Origin of the sequence: Allobosea sp. FBZP-16 (genome assembly GCF_002831785.1) — a bacterium.
Classification (GTDB): Bacteria; Pseudomonadota; Alphaproteobacteria; order Rhizobiales; family Beijerinckiaceae; genus Allobosea; species Allobosea lupini.
Genome location: NZ_LNCQ01000022.1, coordinates 39405 through 56694 on the forward strand (window position 1 = coordinate 39405; position 17290 = coordinate 56694).

Consider the following 17290-nt stretch of genomic DNA (forward strand, 5'->3'; position numbering starts at 1 on the left):
GTGAACCGCCGCCTGCTCCTGCCCCTGCTGGTCTTCCTGCTTGGCGCCGCCGCGCTCGCCGCTGCCGCCTTCGTCACCTTCGCTCCGGCCTCGCGCCAGAGCGGGCAGAGCCTGGCGTCCAGCGTCGGCGGGCCGTTCGCCCTCACCACCGCCGAAGGCAAGACCCTGACCGACAAGGACCTGCGCGGCGCGCCCTTCCTGGTCTTCTTCGGCTTCACCCATTGCCCCGATATCTGCCCGACCAAGCTGTTCGAGATCTCGGAGGTGCTGCGCGCCGCTGGGACCAAGGGCGAGAAGCTCAAGGCGCTCTTCGTCACCGTCGATCCCGAGCGCGACACCGCCGAGACGATGAAGAGCTATCTCGGCTCCTTCGACCCGCGCATCATCGGGCTGACCGGCGAGCGCGCCGCGATCGACGCCGCGGTCAAGGCCTATCGCGCCTATGCCCGCAAGGTGCCGCTCAAGGACGGCGACTACACCATGGACCACACCGCTCTGGTCTATCTGATGGATAAGAACGGCGGCTTCGTCGGCGCCTTCAATATCGAGCGCCCGCCGGCAGAGGCGGCGCAGGAGTGGCTGCGGCATCTGTGAGTTCGCCAGGCCTGGCTGCTCGGCCGCTCGACGCGGGACCACGATAGCGGGACGAGCGCGCCAGCCCATGCGCCGTCTTGTGCCAGCCGAAGCGGTCGTCGACATAGTCGTAGAGCGCCAGCCAGCCGGCGAGCGAGGTCACGAGATGGTAGAGCGGGAGAAGCCAGAGGCGGCGCCACAGATCGGGAGCGCCGCGCCGCTTGGCGCCGAGTGCCGGGACCAGGAACATCGTCAGGAGGCCGCAGCCGGCAAGGCCGAGCGATAGCGCCGAAAAGCACATGTCCAAAGGCGTGCTCGGCGACAGCAGCGAACCGCGCAGTATTGCGACCCCTGTCATCACGACGAGGAACGGCAGGAGCAGTGTTCCCAGCAGGGTACCCAGCGTGAGCACCAGGAACGTCAGGGTCGCGCCGACCCCGGCTTCGCGAACCAACCGGTCTGGCCGCTGCATGTGGCTGATCAGCGTCTGCAGATAGCCTTTCAGCCAGCGCCGGCGCTGTTTCAGCCAGGCCTGGAGATCGCGCGGCGCCTCTTCCAGCGTATGGCTGGGCAGGTCGGCCATGTAGCCGCCCGCGCGCACGAGCCGGAAGCCGATATCCGCGTCTTCCGTCACATTCCAGGGGTCCCAGCCGCCGACGCGCCGCAGTGCCTGCGTGCGGAAATGATTCGATGTGCCGCCGAGCATGATCGGCAGTCCGGCGGCGAGCAGGCCGGGATTCAGCACGTCGAAGAGCCCGGCATATTCCAGGGCGAAGCAGCCGCTGAGCCAGCTGTCTTCGGGATTGTCGATGACGAGATGGGCCTGCAGGCAGACGAGGTCGTCATCGGAGCGCAGGAAGCGCGCGGCGGCCAGGCGCAGCTGCCGCGGGTCGGGAATGTCCTCGGCGTCGAAGATGGCGAACAACTCGCCGCGCGCTTCGGCCAGGGCGATGTTGAGGGCGCGCGGCTTGGTCTGCGGCTGGCCGCGCGGCACGATCGTGACCTGCATGAAAGGCGGCAGCGTGCGGGTTGCGAGGGCGCGCCGCAGGTTCCAGTCGATCTCCTCGACCAGGATGTGAATGTCCAGCTTGGCGGCGGGGTAGTCGAGCGCCGCGAGCGCCTGGATGAGCTGGTCGAGAACCGCCTCCTCACCGAAGATGGGCACGGCGACGGTATAAACCGGCAGGCGGCTGTCATCGATCTGCCAGCGATGGTCGCGCCACAGATCGGCCGCCGGCTTCTCGGCCAGGGCCGCGAAGCGCAGGATCACGGCGCCGAAGAACAAGGGGCCGAGCATGAGGCCGAGGCCGGTCAAGGTCGCGAGAGGGGCCAGCGTGCCGAACCAGGACAGAAGCCCGACCATAAGGCAAGCAAAGCCCTTCTGCAGCCAGCTGCTTCCGGTGCGTGCGCTGAACCGCCTTAGCCCGGCCTCGTCCAGCCAGGCCGCCGCGCGCGTGATGGGTCCGGCGTTCGTTCGCCGCAGCTCGACTGCCAGCGCCGCGGGAGGCAGCACGACGATATCCTCGCGAGCCCGGGCGCCGGCCGACAAGAAGCGTCGCAAGGCCGGGCCCGGCGGGGGCGCGGCCGCGAAGCGCAGGGGACTTTCCGGGCGGACACGCGTGGCGGCCAGGCCTTCGCGCAGGATAGCCGCGACGTCGCCGCCCCGCTGCAAGGGCGGCGCATGCGGCTGGAAGCGCAGGTCGAGTTCGGCAGCCAGCGCCCGGTAGAACTCCTCTTCCTCGACGAGGCCGGAGGCGATGACCTGACGGCTCGGGGACACGCCGATCCGCTCCGCGAGCCGGGCGGCCTCCCGCAATTCTGCGGGCGGCACACCATGATCGGCGAGGAAGGCGATCTCGGCAGGCAGGCCGAGCATACGCACCGCGCTGGCGTCGGCGCGCGGCCAAGCTAAGGCTTCCATCCCCATCCCCCAGGGGTCGCAGTTGAGCGCTCCCGCAGGCGGCAGCAACTTATGGTTGCTTAACGGTGCGTCAGAGTCGAGTCGGGCGCGAGAGACCGTCGTATTGTCCGCTTCGACAAGGCGGCGCCGTCAGCGTCGGGGCGGGACGAAATAGCCACCCCAGATCATTTGCATACAAATGAGGCGAGCCTGCCGTTTCCCGCAGCAGTGATCGAACTGCCGCCGATCCGCGAGTCGGGAGCGGCCTGGCCTGTGCGCGATGCCGAGCCGCGATAGAACCTGTGGTCTATCCAACTCTTTCATTTCTCGGCGAATCTGCGCGGCGCGGCGGCGCTCGAGTGCCATTTCACTTCGCGGTTGCGAACGAGATCGGGCGCGATAGTCTCGCTCCGGGCTGCCGTCGGCAGTTTGCAAATGGTCGATCTCAAATCGCTTGACAAGCTTGAAATCCGTTGAGATCGTTGTTTGCATACAAATGAAATTTGGATGTGAATGTCCGGCTGCTGCAACGATAACGATCGGCGGCCAGCCATAATGGGAGAGTGACATGACCGCTTGGCTTGGCCTGACTCCGTTCAATCGTCTCGCGGCCATCGCCGCTGCGGCCGTGCTCTCCCTGCAGGCGCCGGCGCGCGCCGAGGAGATCTCGGTCACCCAATGGGGTGCGAGCCTCTATGGCGCGCCTTATGCGGTGGCGATGGAGAAGGGCCTGTTCAAGCAGGCCGGCATCGCCATCACCGGCATCATCGGCTCGGGCGGCGGCGGCACCACCGTGCGCAACATTCTTGCCAGCGCGACTCCCTATGGTGAGGTCGCCGTCTCCGCCGCGCTCGCCGCCAAGGCGCAGGGGCTCGACCTTATCATCGTCAACACCGGCACGCGCAGCGTTGCCGAGGCCTCGATGGTCGTGATGCCGAACTCCGAGCTCAAGGGCGTCGAGGACCTCGCGGGCAAGAAGGTCGCGATCACCTCGCCCAAATCCGTCTCCGAGATGCTGCTGCTGATGGTGCTGCGCGAGAAGGGCGTCGACCAGAGCAAGGTCCAGCGCGTCGCTGCCGGCGGCTATGTCCCGGCGCTGACCATGCTCGAGCAGAACGCCGTCGTCGGCTCGGTGCTGATCGAGCCGCTATCGATCATCCGCAAGGACAAGTACCGCACGCTCTACAAGGCCGGCGACGTCCTGAAGCCGATGACCACCTCGGTCGGCATCACCACGCGCAAATACGCGCAGGAAAACCCGGAGAAGCTCAAGGCGATCATCGCCGGCCGCCGCGCCGGCGTGCAGGCGATCTACAAGGACCCGGCCGAAACCGCCAAGATCATCGAGAAGCTCTATAAGCTCGACGCGCCGATTGCCAAGGAAGCCGTCGACAACATGATCCCGCCGAAGATGTGGAGCGAGGGCGAGTTCAACGTCGAGGAGCTCAACCGCATGGTCGAGGGCCTGAAGCTGATCGGCGAGGTCAAGAGCGACGTCGACTGGGCGACCGTGCTCGACAAGTCCTATCTGCCCGCCGACCTCCAGGCGAAGCAATGAGCGCGGCATCGGGGGCCAAGGTCGTGCCGCTCGCGCCCCATGCTGCCGCCGCCCCGGCCCATGCCAGGCTGCGCGGCGTCACCCGGGTCTTCGATCTCCCGAAATCGACCCTGCATGCGCTCGGCCCGGTCGATCTCGATCTGGCCAAGGGCGAGTTCTTCTCGGTGGTCGGCCCGTCCGGCTGCGGCAAGTCGACCCTGCTCGACATCCTCGCCGGCCTCAGCGCCCCGCAAGCCGGCACGGCCGAGTTCGAAGGCAAGCCGATCCAGGGCGTTCCCGACGGCGTCGGCGTCGTCTTCCAGGAGGACGCCTCCTTTCCCTGGCTCAATGTCCGCGACAATGTCGCCTTCGGCCTGCGCCGGGCCGGAGTCGATCCGGCCGAGATCAACCGCCGCGTCGACTACGCCGTCGGCTTCATGGGGTTGAAGGACTTTGCCGCCTCCTATCCGGCGCAGCTCTCCGGAGGTATGCGCCAGCGTGTCTGCATCGCCCGTACCTTGGTGCTGCAACCGCGCCTGATCCTGCTCGACGAGCCCTTCGGCGCGCTCGATCAGCAGACCCGCCTGCTGATGGGCGACGAATTGCTGCGGCTCTGGCGCGAGACCTCCGCCACTGTGCTGCTCATCACCCACGCGCTCGACGAGGCCGCGATGCTCTCCGACCGCGTCGGGGTGATGTCGACCAGGCCCGGCACCTTCATCGATTTCGTCGAGACCGGCTGGGAGCGGGACCGCGACAGCCGCGTCGTCTCGACCCCGCATTTCGGCGACATCACCGCCCGCCTCTGGGAAAAGCTCCGGATCGAGGCCTTGAAGATCATGTCGGCCGGAAAGGCCTGAGCCATGTCCGAGAAATGGCTGCGCGTTGCGGTCGTCACCGCGATGATCCTGCTGGTCGAGGCGCTCTGCCGCGTCGGCATCATCCCGCGCATGGTGATGATCGCCCCATCCGACATGGTGGTCGAGCTCGGCAGGATCCTCGCCTCCGGGCAGTTCTCGGCCGATATCCGCATCACCTTCACCAATATCGCGATCTCGACCGTGCTCTCGGTTCTGCTCGGCTTCGCCGCCGGCGTGGTGATCTATTCGCTGCCGGGCCTGCGCAATGCGATCGAGCCGCTGCTGGCGAGCTATTACGCCGTCCCGACCTTCGTCTTCTATCCGATCTTCATCACCCTGTTCGGCGTCGGCTCCGCCTCGATCATCGCGATCGCGGTGCTGCTCGCGGTCGTCTCGATGGTCACGGCGACGCTGAACGGGCTCGACCGCATCCCGCGCGTGCTGCGCAAGACCGGCCAGATCTACCGGATGTCGCGGGTCAAGACCGCGCTCCTGATCGAATTGCCGGCTGCGACGCCCTATCTCTTCACCGGGGTCAAGCTCTCGGTCGCCTATTCCTTCATCGGCGTGATCGCCTCGGAGTTCATCCTGTCGGGCGCCGGTGTGGGCTATGCCATCGCCTATGCCTACAACCTGTTCGAGAACGGGCACATGTACGCGCTGATGCTGCTCGTCCTCATCGTCGTCACCGTGGTCAACACCTTCCTCAATGTGATCGACCGGCGCCTCCAGGCGCGCAGGCAGAGGTGATGCCGATGCCAAGCCTCGCGACTGCTCTCATGCCACGCTCCGCCGGCACGCTCCTCGTCCTCCTCGCTCTTCTTGTCCTCTGGCAGGGCCTGCATCTCCTGGTCGGCGCCTCCTCGCTGGCCTCGCCGGCGGCGACGGTCGCGAAGCTCGCGTCCCTGCTCGTGACCGGCGAGTTCTGGCTCAACATCTCCGAGACCATGCGGGCCTTCGTCGCCGCCTTCGCGATCTCGCTCTTCGGCGGCATCGCGCTCGGCATCGTGCTCGGGGTGCGCAAGCTCGCCGGCAATGTCGCCGAGCCGATCCTGACGACGCTCTACTCGATCCCCAAGGTCGTCCTATACCCGCTGGTGCTGCTCTGCTTCGGCCTCGGCATCTCCGCCAAGATCGCCTTCGGCGTGATGCATGGGCTGATTCCGATCACGCTGTTCTCGATGAATGCGATTCGCCAGATGAAGCCGGTCTATCGCCGGACCTCGCAGGTGATGCGGCTCTCGCCCGTGCAGAACGCCTTCACCGTGATCATGCCGGCGATCCTGCCCGAGATCATCTCGGGCGTTCGGCTCGGCTTCTCGCTGACGCTGCTCGGCGTGCTGATCGGCGAGATGTTCGCCTCGCAGCGCGGCCTCGGCTTCCTGCTGACCAGCGCGATCAATCTCGGCCAGATCGACACGATCATGGCGATCGCCCTGCTGCTGACCGTCTTCGCGGTGACCTGCAATGCGCTGATGATGCGCTTCGACCGGCGGCTGACGCACCGCTAGGGCCCGTTTGGGCGCTTGCGTGGACTGCGTGGGTCATGCAGGTTGCGCCGGACTGACTCGGCTGCGGTCGCCCGCGCCTCCCGCATTGGAAAAACCATGAACCGCTATCATTTGGGCGCGGCTGCCGTCCTCGTCACCCTGCTCGGCGGCTGCGTCGCGCGCGAGGAGCCGATCTCCGTCTCGGAGCCTGCTCCGGTGATGCGCACGCGGGTGGTGCGGACCGCGCCGCCGCCGGATAGCGGCGATCTCCAGCTTGGCCTGCCGCCGGCACGCGAGGGCGGCCCTGCCTATGTCCGCTCCGGCCTCGGCAGCGGGGCCGGGCAGGGCGAGCTTTATGGCCGCGGCACGCTTCCGCAAGGCTTCTGAGGCCTCGCTCCGCCAGGTTTCCCGGGCGGTAACGGCACTCTTCCCGTCATGGCCCGGCCATCCCACGCCTTTGCAGGATAGCGGTCAGCCACGACGCCCGCAGCGAAGGCATGCCGTCAGCGCCGCAGGACGCGGATGCTCGGCACAAGGCCGAGCGTGACGGTGGGAGACATTGGAAACCTGACCCTTCCTTCTCCCGGATGGGAGAGGGGTTCCCTGCGCCTCCCGCGCCCAAGCTTTTCCCCGCCCGCAGGCTCAGCCTGCGGGCGTTGTCGCATGTGAGGGGCAGCGGAGCGCCGCGAGGCGCTGGTTTGGTATCCGCTTCCGTGAGCTACGGACGCGGCGCGGATGGATTGAGCCACCATCCGCACGCCCCGTGGCGCTCCGCCAGGCGGCGATTTTAGAGCTCCGGGCCGCGCTTCTGTCGCGCCGGCGTCAGCCGGCGTGGTCTAGCGAGCTCCTCGCGCAGGGATCGTAGTGTCCCCAGGTCGGTTCCCGAAGCCTCCCGGGAGCGAGGCGCAACCCTCGCCCGCAGGCGCCGCATCCACCCCGCCAAACGACATGCCTCCGGTCGGCCGCCCCTCGGGGATGGGATGGCCGGCATTATACGGGAGGTTCGGAGGGCGGGGATTGTTCTCGCGTCTATCCCCGCGTTCACCCTCCCCGTCATGGTCGGGCTTGTCCCGACCATCCACGTCTTTGCACCCGAGCGACGGGGCGCAGCGCCGGCCAGCATGTCATCAGCGCCGCAAAGACGTGGATGGTCGCCACAAGGGCGACCATGACGGGCGAGGCGTCGGCGCTCTTGCCGCTGGCCAGGCCGCCCGCCATCCTGCCGGCATGAGGCGCAAGGGTGGCTGGGTCTACATCATGACCAACCGGCCGAACGGCACGCTCTATCTCGGCGTGACCAGCGATCTGGCGCGCCGCGTCCACGAGCATCGCAAAGGGCTGCTCGCCGGCTTCACCAGGACGCACGGCCTCAAGCGGCTCGTCTGTACGAATGGCATGACGAGATCGCGGCCGCGATCCAGCGCGAGACTTCGATGAAGCGCTGGTACCGTGCCTGGAAGACCCGCACGATCATGGCGCGCAATCCAGACTGGAACGACCTTTACAACGAACTGGCGTGACCGCGCCGGACGCGATCCCGCGCTCGCCTGTCATGGTCGGGCCTGTCCCGACCATCCACGTCTTGCACCAGTTGCTAGGCCGCCGCCAGAACCGCGTCATGGTCGGGCCTGTCCTTACCAGCCACGTCTTTGCTTGATAGCGACGAGCCGAAATGCCCGCATCGAAGAGCCCGTCATCAGGGCCGCAAGACGTGGATGCTCGGCACAAGGCCGAGCATGACGAACTGACAATTCGATCTGTAAGCGCCACGCCCGCTTTGGGCATTCCTCCGGCTGATTGCCCTTTGGACACCGCGGAGAGGCGAGAGACAATAAAGCGAGCGATCCTAGCTATTGCTTGAACTGTAACGCGCTCCATTCACGAACAAGAGATCACTTACTTGTGGATACGCAACTGCCCTTGCATCGAAATGTTTGGCGGGCCACCGCAGCGGACGCTACCCAGAGTAGAAGAAAACTCTGATATTTTTGGGGGGATCATGCCGCAAGCAATTGACGAGGCGACGCCAACGGCGGGTTTGCAGCTTCATATCGAGCCAGCGCGCTTTGTTGAAGCCGGCGATTTGGCTAAGGCACTCCGCGCAATGGAACGGCAGTATGAAGCTTTTGCACTGCGCGAGGGCTTGGTCACCCGTACGTCTCAAGCGACCCTACGGATATCCAGTTTCAAGCCGGGAAGCCTGGACATTCTTTTCAGTCCGGAGATCATTGGAGCTATCACCGCGTTCACTCCTGCGGTCGCCGGCTTAGAAACAATTGCCAAATTTTCTGAGCACTTAAAGAAGATATTTGACCTCTTCAAAAGCAATCCCGAAACTCCATCGAAAGAGCTTTCCGGTATTTCGGCCAAAGATTGTGACGACGTCATGAACATCGCTGCACCGATTGCTAAACACGGTGGCTCTCAAACGTTTAATCAAATAAATGGCGGTGTAACGGTTAATTTCTACGGAATGAGCCAGTCCGAAGCATCAGATATCATGAGCGGCGCAGGCGCAGCTAAAGCAGCCATTAAAGAGCCTGAAGCAAAGCGTAGGCAAAGAGTCGCTCTTATATGGAGCCAAATTGATAGAAACCAAGCAAAAACTAATGGAACAAGAAGTCCAGACCAAGGCATAATTCAGGAGATCGACCCAAGGCCACACTCAATCTTATTTATTGATGAACTATCTTCACTCAAGAACGAGATTGTCGTCGGTGAAAACCCTCTCACCAAGATTTATTTTGTCGATATCGACATTGTTGAGGTTGAGGATTCTATCGTCGCGTATCGTGTAGTTGGATTCCATGGTGCGCAGGATATAGCTCGCTCCGCCTAGTTGTGTCTTACGATCCTCACCTCCGCCTGCCCCTTCTCTCCCCCGCCCCCTTCGGCCGCGCCTCCGGCACCGGGCCCATCTCGTCGAGCGTCGGCTTCCTCGGCCGCGCCACGCTCGCCTTCGGCCGCCCCTCGCCGCCGCCCCAGTTGTGCGGGCCCATGTCCGCGTCGGTCGGCTTGCGGGCTCTCGTCGGCAGGTTGGCCGAGGCGCCGTAGGACCGCTCGCCCTGGTATTTGCCGGCGCTGCCTTCGACATCGCTCTGGCGGGCGAGCGGGTCGTCGGCGATGGCGAGCTCGGTCGCCTGCAGGCGCTTGATCTCGTCGCGCAGGCGGGCGGCGGTCTCGAATTCGAGGTCGGCGGCGGCCTCGCGCATGCGCTTTTCGAGATCGGCGATCGCAGCCTTGAGGTTGTGGCCGGCGACCGGCCCCTCGACCAGCCCCTTGTCGACGGTGACATGGTCGCGCTCATAGACCGAGCCGAGGATGTCGCCGATGGCGCGCTTGATCGTCTGCGGCGTGATGCCGTGGGCGGCGTTGTAGGCCTCCTGCTTCTCGCGCCGGCGATTGGTCTCGGCCATCGCCCGCTCCATCGAGCCGGTGACATGGTCGGCATAGAGCACAACCTTGCCGTCGACATTGCGAGCGGCGCGGCCGATGGTCTGGATCAGCGAGGTCTCGGAGCGCAAAAAGCCCTCCTTGTCGGCGTCGAGGATGGCGACGAAGCCGCATTCGGGGATGTCGAGGCCCTCGCGCAGCAGGTTGATGCCGACCAGCACGTCGAAGGCGCCGAGGCGCAAGTCGCGCAGGATCTCGATGCGCTCGATCGTGTCGATGTCGGAGTGCATGTAGCGCACGCGCACCCCGTTCTCGTGCAGGTATTCGGTCAGGTCCTCGGCCATGCGCTTGGTCAGCACGGTGACGAGGGTGCGGTAGCCCTTCTCGGTGACCTCCTTGACCTCGTCCAAGAGGTCGGCGACCTGGTGCTTGGCCGGGCGGATCTCGACCGGCGGGTCGATCAGCCCGGTCGGGCGGATGACCTGCTCGGTGAAGACGCCGCCGGTCTGGTCCATCTCCCAGCCGCCGGGCGTGGCCGAGACATGGATCGAGGACGGCCGCATCGCGTCCCATTCCTCGAAGCGCAGCGGCCGGTTGTCCATGCAGGAGGGCAGGCGGAAGCCGTATTCGGCCAGCGTCGCCTTGCGGCGGAAGTCGCCTTTGTACATGGCGCCGATCTGCGGCACGGTGACATGGCTTTCGTCGGTGAAGACGAGGGCGTTGTCGGGCAGGTATTCGAACAGGGTCGGCGGCGGCTCGCCCGGCTTGCGGCCGGTGAGATAGCGCGAATAGTTCTCGATGCCGTTGCAGGAGCCGGTCGCCTCGATCATCTCGATGTCGAAGGTACAGCGCTGGTCGAGCCGCTGCGCCTCCAAATAGCGGCCCATGCGGTTGAGCTCGTCGAGGCGGCCCTTGAGCTCCTCCTTGATCGACTTGACCGCCTGGTTCAGCGTCGGGCGCGGCGTGGTGTAGTGCGAATTGCCGTAGACCTTGATGAATTCGAGCTCGCCGGTCTTCTGGCCGGTGAGCGGGTCGAACTCGGAGATCGATTCGACCTCGTCGCCGAACAGGCCGATGCGCCAGGCCCGGTCCTCATAGTGGGCCGGGAAGAGCTCGACCGTGTCGCCGCGGACCCGGAAGGAGCCGCGTGAAAAATCGTGCTGGGTGCGCTTGTACTGCAGCGCGACGAGGTCGGCGATCAGCTGGCGCTGCTCGATGCGCTCGCCGAGCTTCAGCGAGAAGGTCATCGCCGTGTAGGTCTCGACCGAGCCGATACCGTAGATGCAGGAGACCGAGGCGACGATGATGACGTCGTCGCGCTCCAGCAGCGAGCGCGTCGCCGAATGGCGCATGCGGTCGATCTGCTCGTTGATCGAGGATTCCTTCTCGATATAGGTGTCCGAGCGCGGGACGTAGGCCTCCGGCTGGTAATAGTCGTAATAGGAGACGAAGTACTCGACCGCGTTGTCGGGGAAGAAGCTCTTGAATTCCCCGTACAACTGCGCGGCCAATGTCTTGTTCGGAGCGAGGATCAGCGCCGGGCGCTGCGTCTCCTCGATCACCTTGGCCATGGTGAAGGTCTTGCCCGAGCCGGTGACGCCGAGCAGCACCTGGTCGCGCTCCTGCCGGCGGACACCGTCGACGAGATCGGCGATCGCGGTCGGCTGGTCGCCGGCCGGCTCGAAATCCGACTTCATCCTGAAGCGGATGCCGCCTTCCGATTTCTCGGGGCGCTCCGGCCGGTGCGGCGTCCAGGGCTTACCGGGGGAGATGAAGGGGCTGCCGGTCTCGAGCAGCGCCTGCAGCGATTTCGCCGTCAGCGAGGCCGCGCTGTCGCTGTCGGGATCGAAGGCCGAATCCGCCTTCTTCGAAAGCTTGCGCGGCTTCGCCTCGCCGGCATCGCTCGGCCGCGCCTCGTAGCCGGCCTGCGGCGCATCGCTGAAGCCGGCCGCGCCGCCCGGCACCGCCTTGCCGCGGTTGATCGCCGGGTTGAGCAGGTCGGCGAGATAGCCGTCCAGCGGCTTGAGCTCGGGCTTGCTCGCCTTGGAATTGGGCGTGCGGGTCGCAGCGGATTTCTTCGCAGCCGGCCTGGTCGCGACTTCGGGCTTGGCGGCGGTCGTATCGGTGCTCTTTGGCATGAGCGCAATATGGGAGCGATTTGCTGCGGATGCGAGGGGGTGCAGCGCGCAAGGCGACGTGTTGGTGACAGGAGTTGACAGGAAGGAAGATGCAACCTTAGCTTGCTTTAACTATAAATTACACTCGGAAGAAGTGAAGATGGTAGGGGATGGGTGCGCGCCCGGTGCGACGGAGGTCGAAGCCTTCATCGCGCGCTGGCGCATGTCGGAAGGCGCGGAACGGGCGTCATTCCCGTCCTTCATCGGCGAGTTCTGCGAGCTGCTGCGGATGGAGCGCCCGCAGCCGCCGACCAGCGACGCCGAGGCGGTGGCTTACCGCTTCGAATACCCGGTGAGGCTGTCAGGACCGGACGGCTCAGGAACGACTGGACGGATCGACCTCTATCGGAAGCGCTGCTTCGTCATGGAGGCCAAGCAGAGTCGGCTGAGGGGCCAGCCCAAGGAAATCCTGCCCGCCGGCGATACCGACGACGAGCCGGCCGGCGCGCCGCGAGGGCGCCGCGGCGCCGATCGCGGCCTCGACGTGATGATGCTGAACGCCAAGCGCCAGGCGGAGCAGTATTGCCGCGCCTTGCCCGCCTCGCATGGCTGGCCGCCCTTCGTCATCCTCTGCGATGTCGGCCACTGTTTCGAGTTCTACGCGGACTTCTCCGGGCAGGGGAAGAACTATGCCCAGTTCCCGGACCGGCACCGCTTCCGGGTCTATCTCGAGGACCTGCGCGATCCCGCCATCCGGGCCGGGATCGCGCGCATCTGGAGCGATCCCGTCTCGCTCGATCCGTCCCGCCAGGCCGCCCTGGCGACGCGCCAGATCGCCCAGCGCCTCGCTTTGGTCTCCAAGGCGCTGGAGCGCCGTCACGATCCGGAGGACGTCGCGCTGTTCCTGATGCGCTGCGTCTTCACCATGTTCGCCGAGGATGTCCGCCTGATCCCGGCCGACAGCTTCAAGCGGCTGCTGCGCGAGTGCCTGGAGGCGCCGAAGAGCTTCAAGCCGCTGGTGGAGGATCTCTGGCGCGCCATGGATCTCGGCCGCTACTCCTCCGCCGTCCGCGCCGAGCTGAAGCGCTTCAACGGCCGCATGTTCGCCGAGCCGCAGGTGTTCGCGCTGGGCCGGGACGGCATCGCCGAGCTTCTCGCGGCCGCCGAGCATGACTGGAGCCTGGTCGATCCTGCCATCTTCGGAACCTTGCTCGAACAGGCGCTGGAGCCGGCCGAGCGGGCCAGGCTGGGCGCGCATTACACGCCGCGCGCCTATGTCGAGCGCCTGGTCGTCGAGACGGTGATCGCTCCGCTGCGCGACGACTGGCGCAACGTGCTGACTGCGGCGCAGCAGGCCCGTGACGCCGGCAGTCTGAGGAGCGCGCTCGCGCTTGTCGAGGATTTCAACAGCCAGCTCCGCAACACACGCGTGCTCGACCCGGCCTGCGGAACCGGCAACTTCCTGCATGTCGCCCAGGACCTGATGAAGCGGCTCGAAGGCGAAGTCCTGGAAGTCGCCGCCGAGCTCGGGGCGACGGAACAGCTCGGCGGCTTCGGCGCGCGCGGCGTCGGGCCCTGGCAATTCTTCGGTATCGACGCCAATCGCCGCGCCGTCGCGATCGCCGACCTGATGCTCTGGATCGGCTATCTGCAATGGCATCTGCGCACCCGTGCCTTCGCGCCGACAGAGCCGATCCTGGAAGAGCTGACCCAGATCGTCCCGGGCGATGCCCTGCTCGCCTGGGACGACTGGCCGGTGCCGCTCGTCGAAGGCGGGCGTGAGGTCACGCCACGCAATCCGCGCCGCCCGGACTGGCCGGAGGTTGAGTTCATCGTCGGCAATCCCCCCTTCATCGGTGGCAAGGATCTGCGCGGGCGACTGGGCGAGAGCTATGTGGGCGCTTTGCGCGCCGCCTATCCGCAGATGAACGAGAGTGCCGACCTCGTCATGTACTGGTGGGACCGGGCGGCCGAGCTGCTGGTCATGCCCGAGACGAAGCTCCGGCGCTTTGGCTTCGTCACCACCAACTCGATCACCCAGCTGTTCCAGCGCCGCGTGGTCGAGCGGCACCTTGGCGCGAAGAAGCCCATCTCGCTGCTGCTCGCCATCGCCGACCACGCCTGGACCAAGGCGGACAAGGATGCGGCAGCCGTCAGGATCGCGATGACCGTCGCGGAGACCGGTCGGCGGGAAGGGCGGCTGCTCGAGGTGATCGCGGAATCCGGGCTCGATACCGACCAGCCGCGCGTGGATGTGCGCGAGCGGCTGGGGGTGATCAACTCCGATCTCAGCATCGGTACCGACGTCACCCGGACCACGCGTCTGCTCGCGAACGAGGGCCTGTGCTCGCCGGGCGTGAAGCTGCACGGAGCCGGCTTCATCGTCACGCCTGCCGAGGCCGAAGCGCTCGGACTCGGCAGACGGCCGGGCCTCGACGATCATATCCGCCATTATCGCAATGGACGCGACCTGACGGCGCATTCGCGCGACGTCATGGCGATCGACCTGTTCGGGCTGACCGCGACCGAAGTACGCGAGCGCTTTCCAGAGGTCTATCAGCACGTCAAGCTGAGGGTGAAGGAAGAGAAGGACGCGAGCGGGCAACTCATCGGGCGCGACGCCAACAACCGGGCGAGCTATCGCGAGCTATGGTGGCTGTTCGGCGAGCCCCGCAAGGAACTACGGCCGGCTCTTGCGGGGCTGCAGCGCTACATCGCTACCGTCGAAACGGCCAAGCACCGCGTCTTCCAGTTCCTCGACGCAAGCATCCTGCCCGACAACATGCTGGTCGCTGTCTCATTGTCGGACGCCTTCCATCTCGGCGTGCTGTCCTCGCGTGTCCATTGCGTCTGGGCGTTGCAAGCCGGCGGCTGGCTCGGCATCGGCAACGATCCGCGTTATTCCAAATCGCTTTGCTTCGATCCCTTCCCGTTCCCCGAGATCGCTGAGACACAAAAGCAGGTGATCCGCGCATCGGCCGAGGCGCTCGACGCGCTTCGCAAGGACGTGCTGGAGCGGTATCCGGACCTGACGCTGACCCGGCTCTACAATGTCCGCGAGGCGATCCTCGCCGGCAGGCCGCTCTCCAGCACCGAGGCCGATATCCGCGATCGCGGGCTGGTGCTGATCCTGAACGAGCATCACGAGGCGATCGACGCGGCGGTCGCTTCCGCCTACGGGCTGCCGGCGGACGCCGAGGAAGAGACGATCCTGGCGATGCTGGTCGCGCTCAACCGGGACCGGGGCCGCGAGGAGGAACGCGGAACGACGCGTTGGCTGCGGCCTGACTATCAGCGCCCGCGCTTCGGGCGGGAGGCTGCGGTCGACGAGCAGATCGAGGTGGCCGAGTTGCTGTCGTTGCCGGCGCCCCGCAGCGCCAAGCCGGTCTTCCCGACCCAGCCGGTCGAGCGGGTGGCGGCCGTCCTGGCCGTGCTGGCGACCGCGACCATGCCGCTCGACGCCGCCGCGATCGCGCAGCGCTTCCGGCAGGGGCTCAAGGTCCGCGGGACCATCGCGGCGATCCTGATATCGCTCGCGCGCGTCGGCGAGGCCTCGACCATCGACGGAGGAGGAAGCTTCATGCGCCGCTTCCTCGCGACCGGCTGACGATCGCGCTGGCAGCGCGAACGCCACCAAGCGATGCGACCCCGGCCGCCGGCAGATGCTCAGCCGTCCTTCTCAAGCTCGCTGTGAGATTTCAACGCGTAGCCGCCGCGCGGCTGCGTCACGAGATAGGCCGGGTTCTCCGGCGAGGCGTTGCGGCGGACCTCGGTGCCCTTGATCGTGCGGGTCACCGGCTCGGTGAAGACCTGCTCGATGCGCCCCCTGGCGGTGTTAGCGCCCCAGCGCCAGGTCACGTCGGTGCCAGCCTTGTATGCAGTGGTCACGTCGCAGCTCTCCTTCGGTGCGTGCGAAACGCTGGAACGGCGCTTTCGTTCAGGCGCCCCGTCACGCGAGCGTCACGGCGCTGTCGCGCGACTGCAAACTCCGGACGCGAAGCGGGGCCGTCCCGCTTTTCCCGAAACCGGAGCTTCACGCCATGCGCCTGCGCCTCGCCGCCGCCCTCCTGCTCTCCTCGACCATGCTCGCCGGCGCACAGGATGCGCCAAAGGAGTTCCCGGCCAAGCTGGTCGGCCATGCCCTGCTGCCGGCCAACACCATCATCCCGGCCCCGGCCGATGCCCCGGGCGACCTCAAGGTCTCCGGCAAGTTCACAACGCCGGGCAAGCGCATCGAGCAGGTCGGCACGGTGATGGGCACCTCGGGCGGCCGCCCGACCGGGCTCTCCACCCCCTTCGCCGGCCAGCCGGTGCAGGGCTTCTCCGGCATCCGCTCGCTGGGCAATGGCGAGTTCCTGGTGCTGACCGACAACGGCTTCGGCGCCAAGGCGAATTCGCCGGACGCGATGCTGTTCTTCCATAAGCTCAAGGCCGATTTCGAGGGCGGCAAGATCGAGCGCCTGTCGACCACCTTCCTGCACGACCCCGACAAGAAGGTGCCGTTCCGCATCGTCCATGAAGGCACCGAGAAGCGCTACCTGACCGGCGCCGACTTCGATCCCGAGTCGATCCAGCCGATCGGCGGCAAGTTCTGGATCGGCGACGAGTTCGGCCCCTATCTGATCCGCGTCGACGCCACCGGCAAGGTCGAGGCCGTGTTCGAGACCACCGTCGACGGCAAGCCGGCCCGTTCGCCCGACCATTACGCCGTGACGACGCCGGGCGCGCCGAACTTGGCCGTAGAGTTCAACGTCCGCCGCTCCAAGGGCTATGAGGGCATGGCGCAGTCGCCGGACGGCCGCTTCCTCTACCCGCTGCTGGAGGGCCCGCTCTGGAATGCCGAGACCAAGGGCAATGAGGAGGTCGACGGCAAGGAGGTGCTGCGCATCCTCGAATTCGACGTGCAGAACGAGAGGTGGACCGGCCGCTCCTGGTTCTTCCCGCTCGAGCAGAAGGGCCTCGCCATCGGCGACTTCAACATGATCGACAGCACCACAGCGCTGATCATCGAGCGCGACAATGGTGAAGGCACCGCCGACAAGGCCTGCGCCGCCGGCCAGAAGGGCCCTGACTGTTTCCACGACCTCGCCAGGTTCAAGCGCATCGTGAAGATCGAGATGACCGACGCCAATGTCGGCAAGCCCGTGCGCAAGATCGGCTATATCGACCTGATGAAGATCGCCGATCCCGACAAGAAGGCGAAGCAGGGCGCGATCGACGGCGTGCTGCCCTTCCCGTTCTTCACCATCGAGAACGTCGACGTGGTCGATCTCGCGGGCGGCATCATCGTCGTCGGCAACGACAACAACCTGCCGTTCTCCTCGTCGCGCGATCCGAAGAAGGCTGACGACAACGAGCTGGTGCTGCTCTCGGTCAAGGAACTGCTCGCGGCCAAGTGAGCGGCGAGCCCAGGCAGACCT

At 66.1% G+C, this 17290-nt stretch carries 12 protein-coding genes and 1 pseudogene; 10 read left to right on the forward strand and 3 right to left on the reverse strand.

Annotated elements, in window-relative coordinates; genetic code table 11:
• Nucleotides 1-594, forward strand: a complete 594-nt coding sequence (locus CXY91_RS06470) for an SCO family protein (protein WP_100959806.1) — start codon at nucleotides 1-3, stop codon at nucleotides 592-594.
• Here CXY91_RS06470 and CXY91_RS06475 read toward each other — a convergent pair.
• The gene (locus CXY91_RS06475) at nucleotides 539-2494 is read right to left on the reverse strand and encodes a glycosyltransferase (protein ID WP_158673288.1); all 1956 of its coding nucleotides are present in this window, start codon (nucleotides 2492-2494) and stop codon (nucleotides 539-541) included. The genes CXY91_RS06470 and CXY91_RS06475 overlap by 56 nt on opposite strands.
• A 547-nt stretch (nucleotides 2495-3041) precedes the next feature.
• On the opposite strand from CXY91_RS06475, the gene CXY91_RS06480 reads away from it, so the two are divergent.
• From CXY91_RS06480 to CXY91_RS30060, 7 genes and pseudogenes are all read left to right on the forward strand, one after another.
• Nucleotides 3042-4031: an ABC transporter substrate-binding protein gene (locus CXY91_RS06480; RefSeq protein ID WP_100959810.1), complete on the forward strand. Its 990-nt coding sequence runs from the start codon at nucleotides 3042-3044 to the stop codon at nucleotides 4029-4031.
• Nucleotides 4028-4870 (forward strand): ABC transporter ATP-binding protein, encoded by an 843-nt coding sequence (locus CXY91_RS06485; RefSeq protein ID WP_091835387.1) that lies wholly within the window; start codon nucleotides 4028-4030, stop codon nucleotides 4868-4870. Before CXY91_RS06480 ends, CXY91_RS06485 begins: the two co-directional genes overlap by 4 nt.
• Nucleotides 4871-4873: 3 nt before the next feature.
• Complete coding sequence (locus CXY91_RS06490; protein ID WP_100959812.1) at nucleotides 4874-5620, forward strand: ABC transporter permease; 747 nt, start codon at nucleotides 4874-4876, stop codon at nucleotides 5618-5620.
• Nucleotides 5621-5649: 29 nt separating this feature from the next.
• A complete protein-coding gene (locus tag CXY91_RS06495; protein WP_100960776.1) occupies nucleotides 5650-6381 on the forward strand; it encodes an ABC transporter permease in 732 nt (243 codons plus the stop codon).
• A 96-nt stretch (nucleotides 6382-6477) separates the two neighbouring features.
• Entirely contained in the window at nucleotides 6478-6747 is a 270-nt protein-coding gene (locus tag CXY91_RS06500) for a hypothetical protein (RefSeq protein WP_100959814.1), read from the forward strand.
• 840 nt (nucleotides 6748-7587) lie between these two features.
• Nucleotides 7588-7880, forward strand: a pseudogene (locus CXY91_RS06505) (GIY-YIG nuclease family protein).
• Between the two features lie 380 nt (nucleotides 7881-8260).
• Nucleotides 8261-9199 (forward strand): hypothetical protein, encoded by a 939-nt coding sequence (locus CXY91_RS30060; RefSeq protein ID WP_158673289.1) that lies wholly within the window; start codon nucleotides 8261-8263, stop codon nucleotides 9197-9199.
• Nucleotides 9200-9215: 16 nt separating this feature from the next.
• Here the strand turns inward: CXY91_RS30060 and uvrB are convergent, their stop codons facing one another.
• Entirely contained in the window at nucleotides 9216-11891 is a 2676-nt protein-coding gene (uvrB, locus tag CXY91_RS06510) for an excinuclease ABC subunit UvrB (RefSeq protein ID WP_100959817.1), read from the reverse strand.
• A 139-nt stretch (nucleotides 11892-12030) separates the two neighbouring features.
• On the opposite strand from uvrB, the gene CXY91_RS06515 reads away from it, so the two are divergent.
• Nucleotides 12031-15477, forward strand: coding sequence for a class I SAM-dependent DNA methyltransferase (locus CXY91_RS06515; RefSeq protein ID WP_100959820.1), 3447 nt, complete (start codon nucleotides 12031-12033; stop codon nucleotides 15475-15477).
• A gap of 59 nt (nucleotides 15478-15536) precedes the next feature.
• Here CXY91_RS06515 and CXY91_RS06520 read toward each other — a convergent pair whose 3' ends face one another.
• Entirely contained in the window at nucleotides 15537-15758 is a 222-nt protein-coding gene (locus CXY91_RS06520) for a hypervirulence associated TUDOR domain-containing protein (RefSeq protein ID WP_100959822.1), read from the reverse strand.
• A gap of 152 nt (nucleotides 15759-15910) precedes the next feature.
• On the opposite strand from CXY91_RS06520, the gene CXY91_RS06525 reads away from it, so the two are divergent.
• Nucleotides 15911-17269 carry an esterase-like activity of phytase family protein gene (locus CXY91_RS06525; RefSeq protein ID WP_100959824.1) on the forward strand — a complete coding sequence of 453 codons (1359 nt, stop codon included), beginning with the start codon at nucleotides 15911-15913 and terminating at the stop codon, nucleotides 17267-17269.
• The last annotated feature ends 21 nt before the right edge of the window (nucleotides 17270-17290 follow it).

Bases quoted from the DNA above. Each gene is read 5' to 3' on its own strand.
- CXY91_RS06475 (WP_158673288.1), bottom strand. From the start codon at position 2,494: ATGGAAGCCTTAGCTTGGCCGCGCGCCGACGCCAGCGCGGTGCGTATG.
- CXY91_RS06480 (WP_100959810.1), top strand. From the start codon at position 3,042: ATGACCGCTTGGCTTGGCCTGACTCCGTTCAATCGTCTCGCGGCCATC.
- CXY91_RS06485 (WP_091835387.1), top strand. From the start codon at position 4,028: ATGAGCGCGGCATCGGGGGCCAAGGTCGTGCCGCTCGCGCCCCATGCT.
- CXY91_RS06490 (WP_100959812.1), top strand. From the start codon at position 4,874: ATGTCCGAGAAATGGCTGCGCGTTGCGGTCGTCACCGCGATGATCCTG.
- CXY91_RS06495 (WP_100960776.1), top strand. From the start codon at position 5,650: ATGCCACGCTCCGCCGGCACGCTCCTCGTCCTCCTCGCTCTTCTTGTC.
- CXY91_RS06500 (WP_100959814.1), top strand. From the start codon at position 6,478: ATGAACCGCTATCATTTGGGCGCGGCTGCCGTCCTCGTCACCCTGCTC.
- uvrB (WP_100959817.1), bottom strand. From the start codon at position 11,891: ATGCCAAAGAGCACCGATACGACCGCCGCCAAGCCCGAAGTCGCGACC.
- CXY91_RS06515 (WP_100959820.1), top strand. From the start codon at position 12,031: ATGGTAGGGGATGGGTGCGCGCCCGGTGCGACGGAGGTCGAAGCCTTC.
- CXY91_RS06525 (WP_100959824.1), top strand. From the start codon at position 15,911: ATGCGCCTGCGCCTCGCCGCCGCCCTCCTGCTCTCCTCGACCATGCTC.